The sequence below is a fragment of the Butyrivibrio sp. M55 genome, from assembly GCF_900116865.1.
Classification (GTDB): Bacteria; Bacillota; Clostridia; order Lachnospirales; family Lachnospiraceae; genus Butyrivibrio.
The window spans coordinates 17754-36497 of sequence record NZ_FPCD01000019.1; the positions used below are offsets into that span (position 1 = coordinate 17754).

The 18744-nt window shown below is 42.7% G+C and carries 12 protein-coding genes; all 12 read left to right on the forward strand.

Features of this window, described 5'->3' with window-relative positions; all coding sequences use genetic code 11:
• Positions 1-38 precede the first annotated feature (38 nt).
• The gene (locus BM398_RS14850; protein ID WP_175531972.1) at positions 39-1820 is read left to right on the forward strand and encodes a cache domain-containing sensor histidine kinase; all 1782 of its coding nucleotides are present in this window, start codon (positions 39-41) and stop codon (positions 1818-1820) included.
• A complete protein-coding gene (locus BM398_RS14855; RefSeq protein ID WP_092338755.1) occupies positions 1804-2565 on the forward strand; it encodes a response regulator in 762 nt (253 codons plus the stop codon). The genes BM398_RS14850 and BM398_RS14855 overlap by 17 nt, the downstream gene beginning before the upstream one ends.
• 813 nt (positions 2566-3378) lie before the next feature.
• The gene (htpG, locus tag BM398_RS14860; RefSeq protein ID WP_092338757.1) at positions 3379-5454 is read left to right on the forward strand and encodes a molecular chaperone HtpG; all 2076 of its coding nucleotides are present in this window, start codon (positions 3379-3381) and stop codon (positions 5452-5454) included.
• 41 nt (positions 5455-5495) lie between these two features.
• Positions 5496-6677 carry an esterase/lipase family protein gene (locus BM398_RS14865; protein ID WP_092338759.1) on the forward strand — a complete coding sequence of 394 codons (1182 nt, stop codon included), beginning with the start codon at positions 5496-5498 and terminating at the stop codon, positions 6675-6677.
• Positions 6678-6868: 191 nt separating this feature from the next.
• Positions 6869-8275: an ABC transporter substrate-binding protein gene (locus BM398_RS14870; RefSeq protein WP_092338761.1), complete on the forward strand. Its 1407-nt coding sequence runs from the start codon at positions 6869-6871 to the stop codon at positions 8273-8275.
• A 3-nt stretch (positions 8276-8278) separates the two neighbouring features.
• Complete coding sequence (locus BM398_RS14875; protein WP_242949828.1) at positions 8279-9202, forward strand: carbohydrate ABC transporter permease; 924 nt, start codon at positions 8279-8281, stop codon at positions 9200-9202.
• A 19-nt stretch (positions 9203-9221) separates the two neighbouring features.
• On the forward strand, positions 9222-10070 hold the full coding sequence (locus BM398_RS14880) for a carbohydrate ABC transporter permease (RefSeq protein ID WP_092338763.1): 849 nt from the start codon (positions 9222-9224) through the stop codon (positions 10068-10070).
• Between the two features lie 228 nt (positions 10071-10298).
• Entirely contained in the window at positions 10299-11000 is a 702-nt protein-coding gene (locus tag BM398_RS14885; RefSeq protein WP_092338766.1) for an ABC transporter ATP-binding protein, read from the forward strand.
• 12 nt (positions 11001-11012) lie between these two features.
• Entirely contained in the window at positions 11013-12560 is a 1548-nt protein-coding gene (locus BM398_RS14890) for an efflux RND transporter periplasmic adaptor subunit (protein WP_092338768.1), read from the forward strand.
• Entirely contained in the window at positions 12553-13761 is a 1209-nt protein-coding gene (locus BM398_RS14895) for an ABC transporter permease (protein ID WP_092338770.1), read from the forward strand. The genes BM398_RS14890 and BM398_RS14895 overlap by 8 nt, the downstream gene beginning before the upstream one ends.
• Positions 13762-13765: 4 nt before the next feature.
• The gene (locus BM398_RS14900) at positions 13766-14986 is read left to right on the forward strand and encodes an ABC transporter permease (protein ID WP_092338772.1); all 1221 of its coding nucleotides are present in this window, start codon (positions 13766-13768) and stop codon (positions 14984-14986) included.
• Between the two features lie 152 nt (positions 14987-15138).
• Entirely contained in the window at positions 15139-18738 is a 3600-nt protein-coding gene (locus BM398_RS14905; RefSeq protein WP_139233835.1) for a DUF5717 family protein, read from the forward strand.
• The last annotated feature ends 6 nt before the right edge of the window (positions 18739-18744 follow it).

The following is an 18744-nucleotide window of genomic DNA, read 5'->3' on the forward strand; positions in this document are numbered from 1 at the left end:
TTCAATATGAAATTATTAATATTGGTATGGGAAAAAATATGATCGATCAGGTTGGGGATAAGTTAAAAAAAACTACGCTTTCGTCAAGCTTTAGAAGCACCATGATTGGCATTGTAATGATAGTTTTTGTGTCTTTTTTGATCTCGACATATATCATTACGGAAAAAGAACGCAAAGCATATGTAATAAGAGAATCAGAAAGTGTGCTTAAAGCTCTTTCCAATAATATAAGTTCCGATCTTAAGAACTATATGGATGTTTCGAGGCTTGTTATAACGGACAGAAGACTTGTCACCTTTCTTAAAGCGGATTTAAGTGCTGTCGATGAAAATATGACAAATGATGCCAGATACGGAATGATGGATATATTGAACGCGGCAGAAGGCGTGGATTCTGTTATGGCATTTAGAGAAGACGAGAAAATGGTCTCAACCAACAGAATTTCCTATGAGTATGATGATACGCTTATGAATTCGAGGGAGTGGAGAGATACCATATATTCCAACGAAGGAAGAGCAACCGTTACTCTGAATTGTGGCGGTGTTGCGAGGAGAATCGACGATAAGCCGCTGGTTACGATTGAGAGGGCAATAAATGACATCAATTCACAGAAGCGTATCGGAATAATGATGATGAACATATCGTCAAATGTTTTTCAGGATATGCTCAATAAGCTTCGTTATGATAATATTTGTATCCTTGGCGCAGATGGATGTTTTATCGCAGGAAACGAGGGATATTTGAATTATTACAGTCCCGGTTTTGCGGTTGGCGGGATAAAGAATAAGAATATCAAAGTAGATAACAAGCGCATGCTTTTATCGGCATGCTGTGTTGATAATTATCCGATCGTTATAATGAGAGTATCGAAGTATGGAACCGAGGGCATACCGTATGGAATCTTGTATGTGCTGATGGTTCTTTTGCTCGTGTTTGTTGTTTTGGCGATTCACATGGGAATCTTTATCAAGACCGATATAACGGATCCCATATACAAGCTTTCCGAATCAATGGAAAAAAATAAGAGGACGGGTGACCTTAAGACCATTGATATTGATATGCCTTCAAGCGAGCTTGAAATGCTTAAGGACGATTACAATAATCTTATCGATCACGTCAACGAGCTTATCGGTACTTTGATCGAAAAGGAAAAGACTCTTCAACGAGCTGAGATGAGAGTCTTGCAGGAACAGATCAAGCCGCATTTTTTGTACAATTCTCTTGAAACAATAGGTTTTCTTGCACTTGATGCGGGAGCGGTCAAGGTGCATGATTCACTTGAGGTACTCGGAAGTTTTTACAGGAATTTCCTAAGCAAGGGAGACAGGGTAATACCTCTTTCAAGGGAAGTGCAGATAGTTAAGGATTACCTGGCGCTTCAGAAGTTGCGCTACGGAGATATTTTTGAAGATGAGTATGATATAGATGAAAAGACAAATAAGTTTATCCTGCCAAAGCTGATACTTCAGCCGCTTGTGGAAAACAGTATATATCATGGCATCAGGATGAAAGGTGAGAAGGGAAGTATTAAAATAAGTTCTAAGCTTGAAGATGGTTTTCTTCATTTGAAAGTCCGTGACACAGGTGTTGGAATGACACAGGATCAGATCGACAAGATCTTGCACTCAGACAGAAATTTTAAAGGAGAGATTGAGGGCGAGAGTTTCGGACTGTGGGGAACCATTGAAAGGATCAGGATTTATTGCGGAAGCAACGATGTTGTCAGGATTGACAGCGAAGTAGGGGAATACACTGAGATAGAGTTTATTATTTCGGAAGAAATGGCAATAAGGGGCGTAAGTGATGGACAGAAAGTATAGGGTTATGATAATAGATGATGAGGAGTCGGCTCGTAAACTTATGCGCGCAGCGATAAATTGGGGAGAGCTCGGCATGGAAGTTGTCGGTGAGGCAGCCAGCGGCATAGAAGCAATAAACGTTATTGACGATCTTAAGCCGGATATAGCATTTGTTGATATTTCAATGCCTTTCATGGACGGCATTGAATTTACGCAGACCGCAACGGACAGATATCCGAATCTTGTAATAATAATAATGACAGCAATCAACCAGTTCGAGTACGCAAGGAGATGTGTGAGTCTTCCGGTCTTTGACTATATGCTTAAGCCTATGGTTAGAACAGAGATCACAAAGGTTCTTGAGAGGGCAAAAAAGATGCTTGATGCATCAAACGATACCTGGGAAGAGCCAAAGAGCGAGCCCGCTGTATCGTCTGCAGAAGAGAACAATACAACAGAACTGATAAAAAAATATGTTGAGGACAATTTTGCCGATTCAAAGCTAAACCTCGCATACATAGCACAACACTTCGGCTTTAGTGCAAGTTACCTCTCACGAAAATTCAAGCAGGAGACCGGCAGCAACTTCATCGAATACCTCACAAATCTTCGCATGAAAAAAGCCATGCAGATAGCCAGAGCCAACGTGAAGATGTATCAGGCTGCCGCCGAAGTCGGCATTCCCGATCCCAACTACTTCAGCCGCTGCTTCAAAAAATACGCCGGAATGAGCTACTCCGAGTACGTCTCCTCCAAATACGAATAAACTTAGTGCATCGTTCACAGCGTCGCCGTTTACAGCCTACCACACAGGCACCGCCGCACAGATGCATGGCCGAGCATTGCGAGAGGGCTTAGGATTTCATGCGGCTCCCAAATCTGCTCTGCAATTCCGCTTTTAGGCTCATTGTTTGACATTCGATCCGCCCGATAGCCGGAGCCATAGGCTTATGTTTTTTCGCAATCACTCCGGCTCACATTTTTATGGGGTTCCGACCGTTTTTCTTTTATGGCGCATGTTTCGACTAAACTCGCATCCGGACACATTTATAAGAATTATAATAAGCTGCTTTGCAGCTATAAAAATAAACAAAACCATCTCTGCAAGCTTAGAAGTTTGCGAGAGTGGTTTTGTTTATTTTTATACGCCCGCGTAGGCGGGCTATTATAATTCTTATAAATGCGTCCGGATGCTCAAACAACGTCTCAACATGCGCAGGAAAAACGGTCGGAACCCCATAAAAATGTGGCCTCTCGTGAAATGCTCAAAAACATAAGCCTATGGCTCCGGCTATCGGGCGGACCGAATGGAGTTTTGAGCCGATGGAATTGCAGAGCAGATTTGGGAGCCCCATGAAATCAAGCGACGGAGCAGCTCGGCCATGCATCTGTGTGGCGGTGCCTGTGTGGTAGGCTGTAAATGGCGGGGATTGAATCGATGCAGGCTTGTTAGCACTCATGTTTGGTGAGTGCTAATTTTTTATTGACTTTTGCGAGTGGGGGAATTAAACTTTTATTTGTACGGTGGTGGTAGACTGAGACCGTGCATATACTGAAATGATGCAAAGGAGTGAGAGTTATGGCTTCAAAAAAAGGTAATCTTTCAATCAATAGCGAGAATATGTTTCCGATAATAAAGAAATGGCTTTATTCGGATCATGACATTTTTTACAGGGAAGTAATTTCAAATGCCTGCGATGCGGTTACGAAGATCCGCAAGATGGATATGATGGGCGAGTATGAACTTCCTGAAGGTTTTAAGCCCCGTGTTGATGTGGTGCTCAATGATAAAGAGAAGACTATTAAGATTACGGATAACGGAATCGGTATGACAGCCGAGGAAGTTGAAGAGTATATCAATCAGGTGGCTTTTTCGGGAGCTACCGATTTCCTTAACAAGTATAAAGATAAAGCTAATGCAGATCAGATCATAGGACATTTCGGACTTGGTTTCTACTCAACATTTATGGTATCTGATTCTGTTGATATCGATACACTTTCATATAAGTCAGATGCAGCGTCTGTTCATTGGACATGCGACGGCGGTTCTGATTTTGAGATGTCTGACGGAGAGAAGAAAGAGGTAGGAACAACAATTACCTTACATCTGTCGGATGACTGCCTTGAGTTCTGCAACGAGTACAAGGCAAGAGAAGTTATAGAAAAATACTGCTCATTCATGCCTTATGATATATATCTTTCAAGAGAAAACGAGGAGGGAACAGAGACAATCAAGGCAAGCGAGAAGCTTGATTCCGACGTTGTCATTGAAGAAGTTCACCCCGAGAAGAAAGAGGGCGAGGACAAAGAGCCTGAGCTCGAGTACAAGATTAAGAGAAGACCTCAGCTTCTTAACGATACACATCCTCTTTGGGCTAAGACTCCCAAGGATTGTACAAATGAGGAGTATCTTGATTTCTACAGAAAGGTGTTCCGCGATTATAAGGAGCCTCTTTTCTGGATTCACCTCAACATGGATTATCCGTTTAACTTAAAGGGTATCCTTTATTTCCCTAAGATCAACATGGAGTTTGAGTCAATCGAGGGAACAATCAAGCTTTACAATAACCAGGTATTTATCGCGGACAACATCAAGGAAGTTATTCCTGAGTACCTCATGCTCTTAAAGGGTGTGATCGACTGTCCCGATCTTCCGCTTAACGTTTCAAGAAGTGCGCTTCAGAACGACGGATTTGTTAAAAAGATTTCTGAGTACATCAGCAAGAAGGTAGCTGAGAAGCTTGCCGGACTTTGCAAGACAGATAAAGAAAACTATGACAAATACTGGGATGACATCAGTCCTTTCATCAAATACGGTTGCCTTAAGGACGATAAGTTCTGCGAGAAGATGAACGATTACATCCTCTTTAAGAACCTTGACGGTAAGTACCTCACGCTTCCCGAAGCCCTTCAGATTAACAAGGAGGCAGAGGAAGAGGCTGCTAAGGCAGATGCTGTGGATGAAAACGGCAATAAAGTTGAGGCTGAAGTTGTTGACGATAAGTCCGAAGACAAGAAGGATGAGAAAGAGGAAAAAGAGCCTCGTACAATCTACTACGTAACAGACGAGCAGCAGCAGAGTCAGTACATCAAGATGTTCAAGGCTCAGAAGATGGAAGCTTTCGTTATGAAGCACAACATCGATACTCCTTTCATGCAGCAGCTTGAGAGCAAGAATGAAGGCATCAGCTTTAAGAGAATCGATGCCGATCTTACAGATACATTCAAGAGTAAGACATCAAAGAAGGTTGCGGCAGAGCTTGAAGAGAAGGAAAAAGAGCTCGCAGAGAAGCTTAAGAAAGTCCTTAAGAACGACAAGCTTAACGTTAAGCTTGAGAAGCTCAAGGATAAGAAGATGTCTTCAATGCTCACTGTCTCTGAGGAATCAAGACGTCTTGCGGATATGATGAAGATGTATGCAATGAACGGAATGTCTATGGGAGATTTCGGCGCATCGGAAGGTCAGACACTTATTCTTAACGCAAACCATCCTCTTGTTCAGTATGTGATGGATAATAAGGATGAGAAGAATACAGAGATGATCTGTGAGCAGCTCTACGATCTTGCAAGAATCCAGAACGCTCCTCTTGATGCAGAGTCAATGACCAAATTTGTTGAAAGAAGCAATGAGATTATGATGATCCTTGCAAAATAAGGTAACTGTTAATCGGCACAAGTTTTGTAAGGGGATTACATATGAAAAGAATTCGCGCTTGTAAGACTGGAAACACTATTCTCAAGATTTTTTTGCTCAGTACGCTTGCCTTTGCTTGCTACTATTTGAAGGACCTCTTTCAAAGTCCGTTTGGTTTTAGCGGATTTAGGGAAGATCCTTCGATGTTTATCGTCAAGGTACTTCTTATAGTCATTGTCGAATCAATTCTTTTCTGGGTAGGAATAATTACGGTTTATCTAAACTGTAAGCAGCTTGGAATTAAATGGAGAGCTCTCGGTATTATCTTTGGAATGGTACCGATACTCAATCTGATAATGCTGGGTAAGATTATTAAGACCGCAGATGATGAAGTTAAGTTTGAGACTAAAAAGATAAAGCTTAACCTTGAGAGAAAAGACGATAAGATATGTAAGACAAAGTATCCGATTCTGATGGTTCACGGAGTGTTCTTCAGAGATTTTGAACATCTTAATTACTGGGGAAGAGTACCGCAGGAGCTTATTGATAACGGTGCGACCATTTTTTACGGTGAGCACAACAGTGCGTCTACTGTCGAAAAGAGCGGCGAAGAACTGGCAAAGAGGATCAAGGAGATAAAGGCGCAGACAGGATGTGAGAAGGTCAATGTCATCGCTCATTCAAAGGGCGGACTTGATATGAGATATGCCATCACGAAGTGCGGGGCATATGAGGATGTGGCATCTCTTACAACTATCAATACTCCTCACAGAGGATGCGAATTTGCGGATTGCCTTCTTGAGAAGATCCCCGAAGCACAAAAGCTTACCGTTGCAAGAGCCTATAATGCAGGTGCCGCCACATTCGGTGATGTGAATCCCGATTTTATCGGTGCTGTTACAGACCTTACTCATAAGGCTTGCGAGAAGCGAAATGAGGAACTTCCCGATAGAGAAGAAGTTTACTATCAGTCTGTGGGATCGATTCAAACAAGACCGACGGCAGGCAGATTTCCGCTTAATATGTCATATCTTCTGGTTAAGTTTTTTGACGGAAAAAACGACGGACTTGTGGGAGAGAGTTCTTTTCCCTGGGGCAGTGATTTCAAGATGCTTGAACCAAAAGGAAAAAGAGGAATATCTCATGGTGATATGATTGACCTTAACCGCGAAAACATTAAGGATTTCGATGTCAGGGAATTCTATGTAAACCTCGTAGAGGATCTGAGATTAAAAGGATTTTAAAACAATCCTATATTCATATAGCGAAAAGCCGGGCGTAAAAGCTCGGCTTTTCCTTGTCTAAAGCAATATTTCGACTGTTCATAAAAGAAAAAACGGAATATAATACTAATAAGATTTTGTTTTTCGTTCTTTTTATCATTGTTCAATGGTTTTTTTCACATCTTTTTTATATTCATACGGAGGACAGGCTTATGAAAAGAAATGCGATGGGGTTAATGCTTACATTGGCGATGACAGCAGGTCTTATTGCCGGATGTAGCGGAAATGTGGCTAATACTATGCTTAAAAAAAGTTCCGAAGGGGAAAACGCCGCAGCAGAGGACGTTCAGGTAGTCACTGTGTGGAGTGACAATGCTCATGAACAGTCTGTGAGAGATGCTCAGATCGAGGAGTTCAACAATACGATAGGTAAGCAGGAAGGCATCAGGATTGATTATACGGTGTACGGATCGGACTATTCCGATGTTATCAATGTAGCGCTTATGGCAAATGACGGACCGGATCTGTTCAGACCTTCATCCAACACTTTTGCCAAGTATGTGAGCGCGGGATATGCCGTTCCTATATCCGAACTTAAGGGGAGCGACTCGCTTCTTTCAAAGTATGATGAGGATGATCTTCTTATAGGCGATCAGATATTTGGAGGCAAAGTATATACGCTTCCTTACAGCCTTCAGTCATATAAGATGATCATAAATAAAGATCTTTTTGATAAAGCCGGAATAAACGTGTATCCCAAGACATGGGATGATGTAAGAAAAGATGCAAAGCTGATCACGGATGCTTCAAACGGCGATGCATATGGATATTTTCTCGCACTTCAGAGCGGATGGACGCTCGATCATTATATTTACAGTGTTGCGTCTGCGTCTTTGGGACATTTTGGATATGATGCCGTAAGCGGAACATACAGATATTCCGACGGTCTTCCCATTATCGAGAACATTCTCGGAATGATCGAGGACGGAAGTGTTTTCCCCGGATATGAAAATATGGATGCGGATACTGCAAGAGCGCAGTTCGCTGAAGGCAAGGTCGGCATCGCTATGGCGGCAAGTTTTGACGTTGCGGTATATACAGAGCAGTTCCCCGCAGAATGCAATTGGGTTGTATGTGATCCGCCGGCAATTGACAGTTCGGGATATGGGTACAAAGAGATGGTAACGCCGGTAGATCTTTTGGCTGTTGCAAAGAAATCGCTCGATGCAAAAGATACTTCAAAGATTGCCCGCGTTCTTGAGTGGTTCTATGCGGATGAAAATCTTGTTGAAATGTATGAGAAGGGAATGTACCTTCCTTACAGAAAAGAAGTGCTCGATATGGCAGCGGATTCTGAGGTAAAAGGCTGGAAAGAATTTGCTACGTTCCAGGGAAATCAGTTTATCATCCGAATGGCAGACCCTAAGGGTGTTATATCCTATGAGGGACTTTCGGCGAGGGAGACGCTTACAAAGCTCTTTTCCGGAGGGTATTCGGAAGATGCGGCGACAGTGCTGCAAGACCTGGATGAGAGGCTAAACGGTGGGCTGGCTCAGCTTGACGATGAGATCATAAATGAGTATGTTGCACCTCCGAACTATAAAGTCGAAAGAGATTAAAATATGATGACACAAGGGGATAAAGCTGCTAATAAGCACATGAAAAGTGACAATGTTCAGGCAATGCTGATGATAGCTCCGTTCCTTATCGGGTTTATATTATTCGGCTATGTTCCCATCATTTACATTTTGAGATATGCATTTACGGATTTTGGCGGTTTTGGTGAATGTAAGTTCACGGGAATTGCGAACTTTGTCAGGATAATAAAAAGAGATCCGGATTTCTGGCAGTCTCTTCTTAATGCTTTTTTGCTTGCTGCGGGTAAACTTGCGGTTGAGATTCCGCTGGCACTTGGGCTTGCGGTGCTTCTTAACCGCAAGATACGCGGAATGAATTTTTTCAGAGTGACACTTTTTCTGCCGTCGATAATATCTGCGGTAATAATAGGACTTATATTTTCGCTTCTGTTTGCATCTCATAACGGAATGATAAATGCCATTCTTATGAATGCAGGGCTGATCGCAAAGCCAATAAACTGGTTTAATACCAAGTGGAAAGCGATGTTTATCCTGGGACTTGCATCGGTCTGGCAGAACTACGGGATAAACATGATATTTTTCCTTATGGCGCTTCAGAGTATTCCGCAGGAGTTGTATGACTGCGCAAGTATCGACGGAGCTAAGGGGATTAAGGGATTCTTCTACGTGATATTTCCTGTAATCGCGCCGATATTCCAGTCGATACTTCTGGTTGCGATTGTTGGAAGCCTTAAGATATGCGACCTTGTAATAGCTTGCACAAACGGTCAGCCGGGAGGAACTACGGAAGTAGTAATGACCTACATATACAAGTCCTTCTTTGGCAAGTCGGGCAGAAATATCGAAGTCGGTTATGCATCTGCAATGTCGCTCGTTACCGCTGTTTTTCTCGGTTTGGTTACCGTTGTTTATCTGAGAGCTACCAAAAAGCTTAAAGAGATAGTGTAGACAAAAAGGAGAGAGCAGCATGGCGCATATTAAGAAATATTTGGGAGAGATCCCTGTATATCTTGTTCTGTGTTTATTTTTTGTAATAAGTTTTTTTCCCGTGTTCTACACGTTCATGTCATCGTTTAAGAGCAACATGGACATACTGACAACGGGAAATCTGCTTATTCCAAAGGAGTTCGTAGTAGATAACTATGTAAAGGCATGGCAACTGGCGGATTTTAAGACCTACACGGGGAACAGCATATTTCTTGCGTTCTTCTGTGTTGTGGGAACTGTTTTTTCAAGTACGATATGCGGCTATGTCTTTTCGAGAGCGGCTTTTAAGGGAAAAGAGATTATCTTTTATTTCATGATCTCGTCGATGTTTGTATCACTTGGGACACTGACGCTTTACCCGCTTCTTATGATCATGAAGGTATTTCATCTGAATAAGTCGCTTTGGGGTGTTGTCATCATACGTGTCTTTGGAATGAATGTCACGAACCTGTTTATTGCAAGGGGATTCATAAATTCCGTACCAAAAGAAATAGATGAAGCCGCTAAGATAGACGGCTGTTCATTTGCAGGGATATATTACAGGATCATCTTTCCGCTTTGTAAGCCGCTTATAGCGACGGTTGGAATATTATCGTTTCGAAGTGCATGGAATGATTACATGCTTCCTATGGTGTTTACGATGACAGATCCACGGCGTATGCCGCTTGTTGTCGGAATCATGCACTTAAAATCATCCGGTGACGCGGCGTCTTCATGGAATTTTATGCTTGCGGGAACCGCAATATCGTTGATACCCATGATAACGATATACATAATGTTTAACAGGTATTTTATCTCGGGAATGACGTCCGGTGCGGTTAAAGGATGAGTTGTAACGCAAATAAATGTTTGGAATGCTTATCTTACAATTTAGTAAGATAAGCATTTTTCTATACCATAAAAAGACTTTTTCCAGTAATATAAAATAAGTTGCGATAATTCTTTTTTTCGTAAACATACTTGACATACTTCGGCAGACGTAGTAATTTATACTACGACAGATAAGGTACGTCGAACGTAGTAATTATAGAACAGCAAAAAAAAGGATAGATCTTTTATGAAAAAACTTGTTGAGATCAAGGATGTATGCAAGATATACAATCCCGGAGAAAATGAGGTCAGAGCGCTGAATCACATAAATCTGACCATCGGTGAAGGCGAGCTTGTTGCAATAATCGGACAGTCGGGATCGGGTAAATCAACGCTTATGAATATGCTTGGTTGTCTCGATACTCCCACAAGCGGCAAATATTTCCTTCACGGACATGATGTATCACATATGACGGATGATGAGCAGTCGGACATCAGAAACAGGGAGATAGGATTCATCTTCCAGGGGTTTAACCTTATCCAGTCGCTTACGGCTATGGAGAATGTTGAACTGCCGCTTATCTACAGAGGAGTGGGCAAAAGAGAAAGAGAACGCCTTGCGGATGCCGCTCTAAACAGCGTCGGACTTGAAAAGAGAAAAACACACAGACCTAACGAAATGTCGGGTGGACAGCAGCAGAGAGTTGCGATTGCAAGAGCGATAGCACAGGCGCCGCCGATACTTCTTGCCGATGAGCCCACGGGTAACCTTGATTCGGCTTCGAGCAGGGAAATAATGAAGATAATAAAGAGACTATATTCAGAGGGAAGAACGGTAATAATAATTACCCACGATCCCGGTATTGCCGCACAGGCAAAGCGAATCATTACAATCTCTGACGGAATGATTCAGAGTGATATTATAAATCCTGATTATAAAGAAGACTAAGGAGCTGGAAAAATGGCAGACAATAAAGAATTAGAGAAAACAACCCCCATCGCGGATGACAAAAACGAGATCAAAGAGACAACGGGAAGCACTGTTGAAATCTACGATGAGTATGATGAAGATGAATTGGAAGTAACAAATAAGCCCAAGAAAAAGATAAAGAAAAAATGGATAGTACTCGGCATAGTGGCGATTCTTGTTATCTTCCTTGTCGTAAGAGGAATCACAGCATCAAAGAATGCTGTAACGATGGTTGAAACTGTTGATGTTGCAAAGGGAAGCATTGAAAACGTTCTTTCTGTATCGGGAACCGTTGAAAGCGCAGAGTCAAAGAGCTACTTCTCAGATGTTGCGGCACCTGTTGAAAAGCTCAATGTAAAGGTCGGCGACAAGGTTGCGAACGGAGATGTGCTTTATACCTACAACGAGAAAGAGCTCAATCTTGCAGAGAAGACAGCACAGCTTGCAATTAAGCAGGCTAAGGGTAGCTACAATGCTCTTTTCCCTGAAACTGCAGCGGCTGACAGAAAGTACGCTGAGGGTATGAATGCACAGCAGATCAATGACAGAATCGATGCGATCACAGCTGAGATCAATGCTTTGAATGACAAGATCACAGAGAAGACAAACCGTATGGAAAAAACTCTTTCAGACCTTAACAAAACAAAGCTCGACCTTGACCAGGACGGTGTGCTTGACGGTACGGAAGAAGATTTTGATTATAACGAGAGAAGAGAAAATGACGAGCAGGTTGCACTTGCTTTGAATGAGGCAATCGCGGATGTAAATTATGCGATCGCTCATGATTCTGAGATAAAGGGCTGGAACGATCAGATAACAAATCTTAAAGAAGAGCAGTCTCATCTTTCAACAGCAAAAGCTTCACAGGTAAATGGCGGACAGGTTCAGTCAACAAAGGCAACTTTGGATACACAGCAGCTCACTCAGGGAGATACAATTTCTAAGATCCAGGCAGCGAAGGATGGCGTAAAGGCTGACTTTAACGGTGTAGTTACAGAAGTTGAAGTGGTTGAAGGTGCTACAGTTGCAGCCGGAACAAAGATGGTAACACTTGCAAACCTTGATGATGTTCAGGTAAGTGTTCAGGTATCAAAGACAGACCTTCCCAAAATTGCTGTAGGCCAGAAGGTTGATATCACAATCAACGGTAAGGAGTATACAGGTGAAGTTACACAGATCTCAGGTTCTGCAACAAAGAATGCAAACGGTGTAGCTGTCGTAGATACCAAGATCAAGGTTACAAACCCTGACAGTGAGATTATCCTCGGAGTAGAGGCAAACAACAAGATTCATGCCGAGAAGGCTGACAATACGATCGTACTTCCTTATGAGTATGTGCAAACAGATGCAGAGGGCGATTATGTATTCGTACTTGAGAACAATACAGCTGTAAGAAAAGCAGTTAAGATCGGTATCTCTACAAGTACAGACGCTCAGATTATAGAAGGACTTTCAGAAAACGACAAAGTAATAACAACAAATCTTGATACGCTTACTGACGGAATGGCAGTAGCGACTATGGAAGCAAAGAATGAGTAAATTAGGTGAGTACATAAAAAGTGCTATAAAGCAGATGAAGCATAACGGCTACAGAACGCTTATGACAATGCTTGGTATTGTCATCGGCATAGCGGCCGTAATTGCGGTGGTTGCTCTCGGTAACGGAATGAAGCAGTACGTTAAAGATCAGATCAACGGAATTGCCGGTAATTACGGTATTGTCATGATTGATACATCGAAAACTACCGACTTTTTTACCCCGGATGATATTTCTTTGCTCGAGGAAGAGTTACCTGATATAAAAGGCGCATCGCCTAATGATTACGGCGAAGGAAAGGCAAAGGGACCGAGAGGAACGTTTCTTGCAACTGTACAGAGCGGATCGGAAGCGCTTCAATATGCATTTGGAAATAAACTGATCAAGGGAAGTTATTTCACCCGGCAGCAGGTTGAATCGGGGCAAAGAGTATGTGTAATGCTGCAGAACGATGCTAAAAAGCTCTTTGGAACCGATGAATGTTTGGGAAAAGAAATTGAACTTTCAATAAACGGAAAATCAGCCACTTACACGGTTGTAGGCATCAGAGAAAACACAAATGAGTTATATAATTTCTTTACACAGGATATGGATTATTCCGTGACTCTTGAGGCTCCGTATACATCATTTGCCTCTGATTACGGGTATGACATAGGCAAATGGTATCAGCTCATTCTTTTCACAGATCAGGATGTCTTACAGAAAAGATGTGATGAAGCAAAGGTTATACTTACAAATGCGCATGGACTCAGAGGAGCAAATGCGATTTCCTCTTACAGTATGGCAGATATGACGGGCGAAATTGATACAATTATGGGCGGAGCGTCCAAGTTCCTTATTCTGGTTGCGTTTATATCGCTTGTAGTCGGTGGAATCGGCATTATGAACATCATGCTCGTGTCTGTAACAGAGAGAACAAGGGAAATTGGAATAAGGAAATCCATCGGTGCAAGAACGGGAGCCATAACCATGCAGTTTTTGTCTGAAGCGGCGATTCTTACGCTTTCAGGTGGAATTCTTGGAATCATACTGGGAATTGTTCTTGCGAAAGTAATGTGCAAGATGATCAATATGCCGCTTATTATCCCGCCAACATCGATAGTGGGAGCAGCATTGTTTTCAATAATGGTAGGCCTTATCTTCGGACTTTATCCTGCAAGAAAGGCTGCAAAAATGAAACCGATAGATGCATTGAGAGTGTAAAAATATGGGAACAGCAGGAGAATACTTAAAAAGTGCGATTGCAAGCATACGAAATAATAAGGGAAGATCGCTTCTTACGATGCTTGGAATCATAATAGGAATAGCGTCGGTGCTTACGGTTCTCGTTATCGGAGACGGCCTAAAGGCTACCGCCAACGGAGAATTGGAAAATATGGATGTTTTGACGATTGACGTTTCTGTCGATGCGAGCAAGACCGATAAGTGCTTTACGCCTGAATATATGGCTGCCGTCGAGCGCAGTATGGGGAGTTCCATATACGGCTTTGGACCGAGCGTCACCATGTACGGAACAACTAAGGGTAAAAAAGATGATTACGATCTGTATTTTACCGGAGTAAGTGATGTAAAGAGGCTTACCGCCGGAAATAAGATTGTGCACGGTCGCTATTTTACTCGTGATGATGTTGATGAATGTAATTATGTGTGCGTTATAAGCCAAGGGGCAGCAATTGCATTGTTTGGATATGAAGAGGCTGTAGGAGAGACGTTTGAAGCAACTGTCGGTGAAAAGACAAAGGAATTTACTGTAGTCGGTATCAGAGAAGATACTTCGCAGGATAAGGCGTATGCCGGTCAGTATGGAAACGACCCGATGTTTATGCCTGATACGCCTTACACGGTCGTTGCCGATATGTGTGACAAAGACGTAAATAACATGTTTACTTCGGCATCTGTATATGTGTACAAAGACAATAAAGATGCAGTCGAGGCTAAGACAAAGAGCGTAGTAGAGAATGTCATGGGGCTTCGAGGTGAAAGTGCCATCAAAGTTAAATCGACCGAGGGAATGGATGCCGTATCTGAGACCATTCTCAATGTAATAACATCGGTTGTAAGTCTTATCGCGAGCATTTCTCTTCTTGTAGGCGGAATCGGCGTTATGAATATCATGACAGTATCCGTTACCGAGAGAACAAGAGAGATCGGAATAAGGAAATCGCTGGGTGCAAAGACATCCTCAATCCTCACGCAGTTCCTTGCTGAGGCATCAATCCTTACTTCCATCGGAGGAATCATAGGCATAATCTTAGGACTTTTGTTTGCCAAGCTTGCCTGCATGGCGGTTGGATTCGGATTCGTAGTAAACCCTGTCCTTGTAGCAGGCGTCGTAGCAATCTCAACCGGAATAGGCCTGTTCTTCGGCATATACCCCGCAAGGCGTGCCGCCAAGCTCAACCCTATCGACGCACTTCGAAGTGAATAATATTGATCTTTTGGCTCTGAGGATAGATTTCCTCAGAGCTGTTTTTGTTTCTTGAAAAAATATTTACGATAGGTAATTAAGCAAATTGTAACAATGAATGCGCCGCATTATCGTGGTATACTTATTTGTATGAAAGTATTATGGGGTGCGGCGTGAGAGAGATAGTTGAGAGAATTTTGCAGGGAAAATATGAGTATGCCGAGAAGAAATTAGATTTTTCAACTCCGCGTATCGAACTTTTGGTTAGTCCCGGTGAGACTTCCGAAGGTTCTTTTACCATATTCGGACCTGAAGAAAGATTAGTGACCGGCAAAGTTAGCTCCACCGAGATAAGGATGGAGGTGCTCACAGAGAATTTTTCCGGTTCTCCTTATGAAGTATCTTATAGATTTAATTCCGTTGGACTATCGCAGGGTGATGTGCTCCAGGGAAATTTTAGAATAGTATCAAATCAGGGAGAGTATGTTCTTCCTTTCGTAGTCACTGTGAGACATGAGCAGATAGCGTCAAGTCTCGGTGACATCAAGAATCTGTTTCATTTTGCAAACCTTGCAAAGACTGACTGGGAAGAGGCGATTGACCTCTTTTATTCAAGTGACTTTATTTCCATATTCAAGGGAAATGACGAGCAGTATGAGAGTCTTTACAGAGGACTTTCTTATGTGCCGGGCAATGAGCAGAACGTCGAGGAATTTCTTATTGCGATCAGTAAGAAGCGCCCGATGAATTTTTTGCTTGATCAAAAAGAACTTGTCATTGATTATACGGGACTTCCGCATGACAACGGCATTCTCATAACAAGGAACGGCTGGGGATACAGCAAATTAAAAGCACAGATTGAAGGCGACTTCATCATGCTTGATAAATACGAGATTACTGAGGATGATTTTACCGGAAGCAGTTGCCATCTCAAGCTTCGCCTTAGAACAGAGAAGCTTCACAGCGGCAATAATTTTGGAAAGATTGTCTTTTACAATGCCTTCTTCAAGGCAGAGCTTCCTGTGACGGTGTCGGTAAATCTTACCGGAAAGCATCCTTCCGCCGCTTATCAGGAGAAGAAGAAACTCGTAGTTCAGCTCGTTAAGACATACGAGAGTTTCAGATGCAAAAAAATAACTTCAAGAGTGTGGGTTTCGGAAACGGGTAAGATTATTTCCAAGATGAACGCTCTTGATGATAAAGATATTGAGTTCAGACTTTATACGGCTCAGTACTACATTACTGCGGGCAGAGTCAATGAAGGTAAGTGGATACTCGATCAGGTTGCCATGGATGTTGAGAATGCACCGGGTGATGTGCTGTACAGCTATCATCTGTATCTGACTTCTCTTTGCAGCAAAGAGGACAGGATAATAAATGACGTCTCCGAGAGGCTTGAGGGAATCTTTAGAAGAAATCCCGACAACTGGCGTATAGCATGGCTTCTTCAGTATGTGAGCGAAGAGCATGTGATGAGCGGCCAGAGAAAATGGATGATGATCGGAGAGCAGCTTTCACATGGCTGCATGAGCCCGATACTGTACCTCGAAGGAATGAATATTTTGAACGAAGCGCCTTCCATCCTTGCAAGACTTGACAGTCAGGAACTGAGTGTTCTTGAATATGGGGCAAAAAAAGAAATCTTAAGCCTCAACCTTATAGATCAGATCGTGTATTTGTCGGCAAGAGTCAGAAACTTCGACAAGAGACTCTTTAGAATACTCAAGGCCTGCTACAAGATAAAGGGCAGCGATGATGTGCTTGAAGCTATCGTATCTCTTTTGATAAAGGGCGGAGAGACCGGCAAGTTTGCATTTGAGTGGTATGAAAAGGGTGTTGAGAGAGAGCTTAGGATTACAAGGCTCTACGAGTACTACATGATGTCCATTTATGTAAAAGAGGATGGACAGCTTCCTTGCGAGATCAGCAAGATGGTTCTCATGTATTTCTCATATCAGAGCACTCTTGAGTATGACAAAAATGCGATCCTTTACAGATATATTCATGAAAGAAGGCAGGAATATCCTGAACTTTACGATACATATGTGCCTCAGATCGAGAAATATCTGATGGCTCAGCTTGATAAAGGACGTGTGGGCAAAGACCTTGGCTATCTGTATAAGAATCTTTTGACCAAGCAGATGGTTGATGCATCGAATGCGTCCAAGGTGCTTTCGGTTCTTTATACATCTGAGATCAAGACCGACAATCAGCAGATGTGCGGAGTTTGTGTCATTTACGATAAGTGTGCCAAAGAGATGCGCTATCCGATGAGCGGCGGACGTGCATTTGTGCCTCTCTACGGAAGCGATTATACAGTTCTTTTGGTTGACCATGACGATAACAGATATGCGGTGAGCGTGCCTTATTCAAACATCAAGATGATGATTCCGGGCAAGCTTTCGGGCTATGCGATTCCTTATATCCAGAAGGGCAGGGAGAATCTTGATCTGTTCCTGTGCGACCTTGGCAAAAACGCGTATACAATAGATATGGAGAACGTCGGAAGGTACAGGGACCTTGCGGAATCCGAATTTGTAAAGAAGGAATACAGAAACGAGATACAGAGTAGTCTTGTGAGATTCTATTATGACAATGATTTTACGAGACAGCTTACGGAGTATCTTGTGGGAATCAATCCCATAGACATGACGGGGCATGAGCGAAACGAGGTCATCGAGCTTATGGTCCTCGGAGGTTTGTGCAACAATGCACTTGAGTGGATGGGCACTTACGGAACGTACGGAATAGACGCCAAAGTGATCCTTAGGATGTGCAACAGGCTTATCGATATGGATGATCTCGGAGTCTCGGCAAAAGAGATCGAGATCGCGCACTACGCTTTTGTAAACGGCAAGTATGACGAGCAGCTTCTTAAGTATCTTGAGAAGAACTTTACGGGCACGGTCAAAGAGATGAGGGATATCTGGAAGGCTTCGGAGGCTTTCGGAATAGATACTTATTCTCTTTCCGAGAGGATGCTTGTTCAGATGCTTTTCAGCGGATCGTACATCGGTGAAAAGATTGATATTTTCAAGTCTTATGTACGAAGCGGAGCAAATGCGGACATCGAGATGGCGTTTTTGTCACTCGGAGCATATGACTATTTTGTACACGGAAGCGTTACCGACAGGTATGTATTCGAGAGAATAGAGGCTTTGGCACTTCAGGAGCTTCCGATCCAGGATGTGTGCAAACTGGCGTACCTTAGATATTATGCTACGGAAAAGAGCTCCGAAGAATCGGTAAACAAAGATGTAGCCAAGACTTTCATAAAGAGTCTTATGGCAAACAATATATATTTCCCGTTCTATCTTGAGTATTCGGAAATCGTGCCTGAGCTTTCGCACTTTGCGGATAAGACGATGCTTGAGTACAGGACGGAGCCCGGAACGCACTGCCATATTCATTACAGGCTTGCGGGCGAAGAGGACAATGAGTACCACAGCATCGAACTTCAGGAGATGTACGAGGGTATATATGTCTGCGCATTTGTTCTCTTTTTCGGGGAACAGCTTCAGTACTATATCACCGAGGATAAAGAAGCTGATGAGGATGCTCTTACAGAGAGCGGAACCATTCAAAAGAGTGATATTACAAAGAATCAGCGTGACAGCAACAGCAGATACAGTCTCATCAACGATATCATGATAGGCGAGACGCTGCAGGACTATGATACGGTGGACAAGCTCCTTGCGGAATATCAGAACAAGAACTTTGTCTGCAACGGTATTTTTAGACCGATACAGGAAAACAGTTACAGTAAAGAGTAAGAGGAA

Bases quoted from the DNA above. Each gene is read 5' to 3' on its own strand.
- BM398_RS14895 (WP_092338770.1), top strand. From the start codon at position 12,553: ATGAGTAAATTAGGTGAGTACATAAAAAGTGCTATAAAGCAGATGAAG.
- BM398_RS14850 (WP_175531972.1), top strand. From the start codon at position 39: ATGATCGATCAGGTTGGGGATAAGTTAAAAAAAACTACGCTTTCGTCA.
- BM398_RS14890 (WP_092338768.1), top strand. From the start codon at position 11,013: ATGGCAGACAATAAAGAATTAGAGAAAACAACCCCCATCGCGGATGAC.
- BM398_RS14875 (WP_242949828.1), top strand. From the start codon at position 8,279: ATGATGACACAAGGGGATAAAGCTGCTAATAAGCACATGAAAAGTGAC.
- htpG (WP_092338757.1), top strand. From the start codon at position 3,379: ATGGCTTCAAAAAAAGGTAATCTTTCAATCAATAGCGAGAATATGTTT.
- BM398_RS14900 (WP_092338772.1), top strand. From the start codon at position 13,766: ATGGGAACAGCAGGAGAATACTTAAAAAGTGCGATTGCAAGCATACGA.
- BM398_RS14870 (WP_092338761.1), top strand. From the start codon at position 6,869: ATGAAAAGAAATGCGATGGGGTTAATGCTTACATTGGCGATGACAGCA.
- BM398_RS14880 (WP_092338763.1), top strand. From the start codon at position 9,222: ATGGCGCATATTAAGAAATATTTGGGAGAGATCCCTGTATATCTTGTT.
- BM398_RS14865 (WP_092338759.1), top strand. From the start codon at position 5,496: ATGAAAAGAATTCGCGCTTGTAAGACTGGAAACACTATTCTCAAGATT.
- BM398_RS14885 (WP_092338766.1), top strand. From the start codon at position 10,299: ATGAAAAAACTTGTTGAGATCAAGGATGTATGCAAGATATACAATCCC.
- BM398_RS14855 (WP_092338755.1), top strand. From the start codon at position 1,804: ATGGACAGAAAGTATAGGGTTATGATAATAGATGATGAGGAGTCGGCT.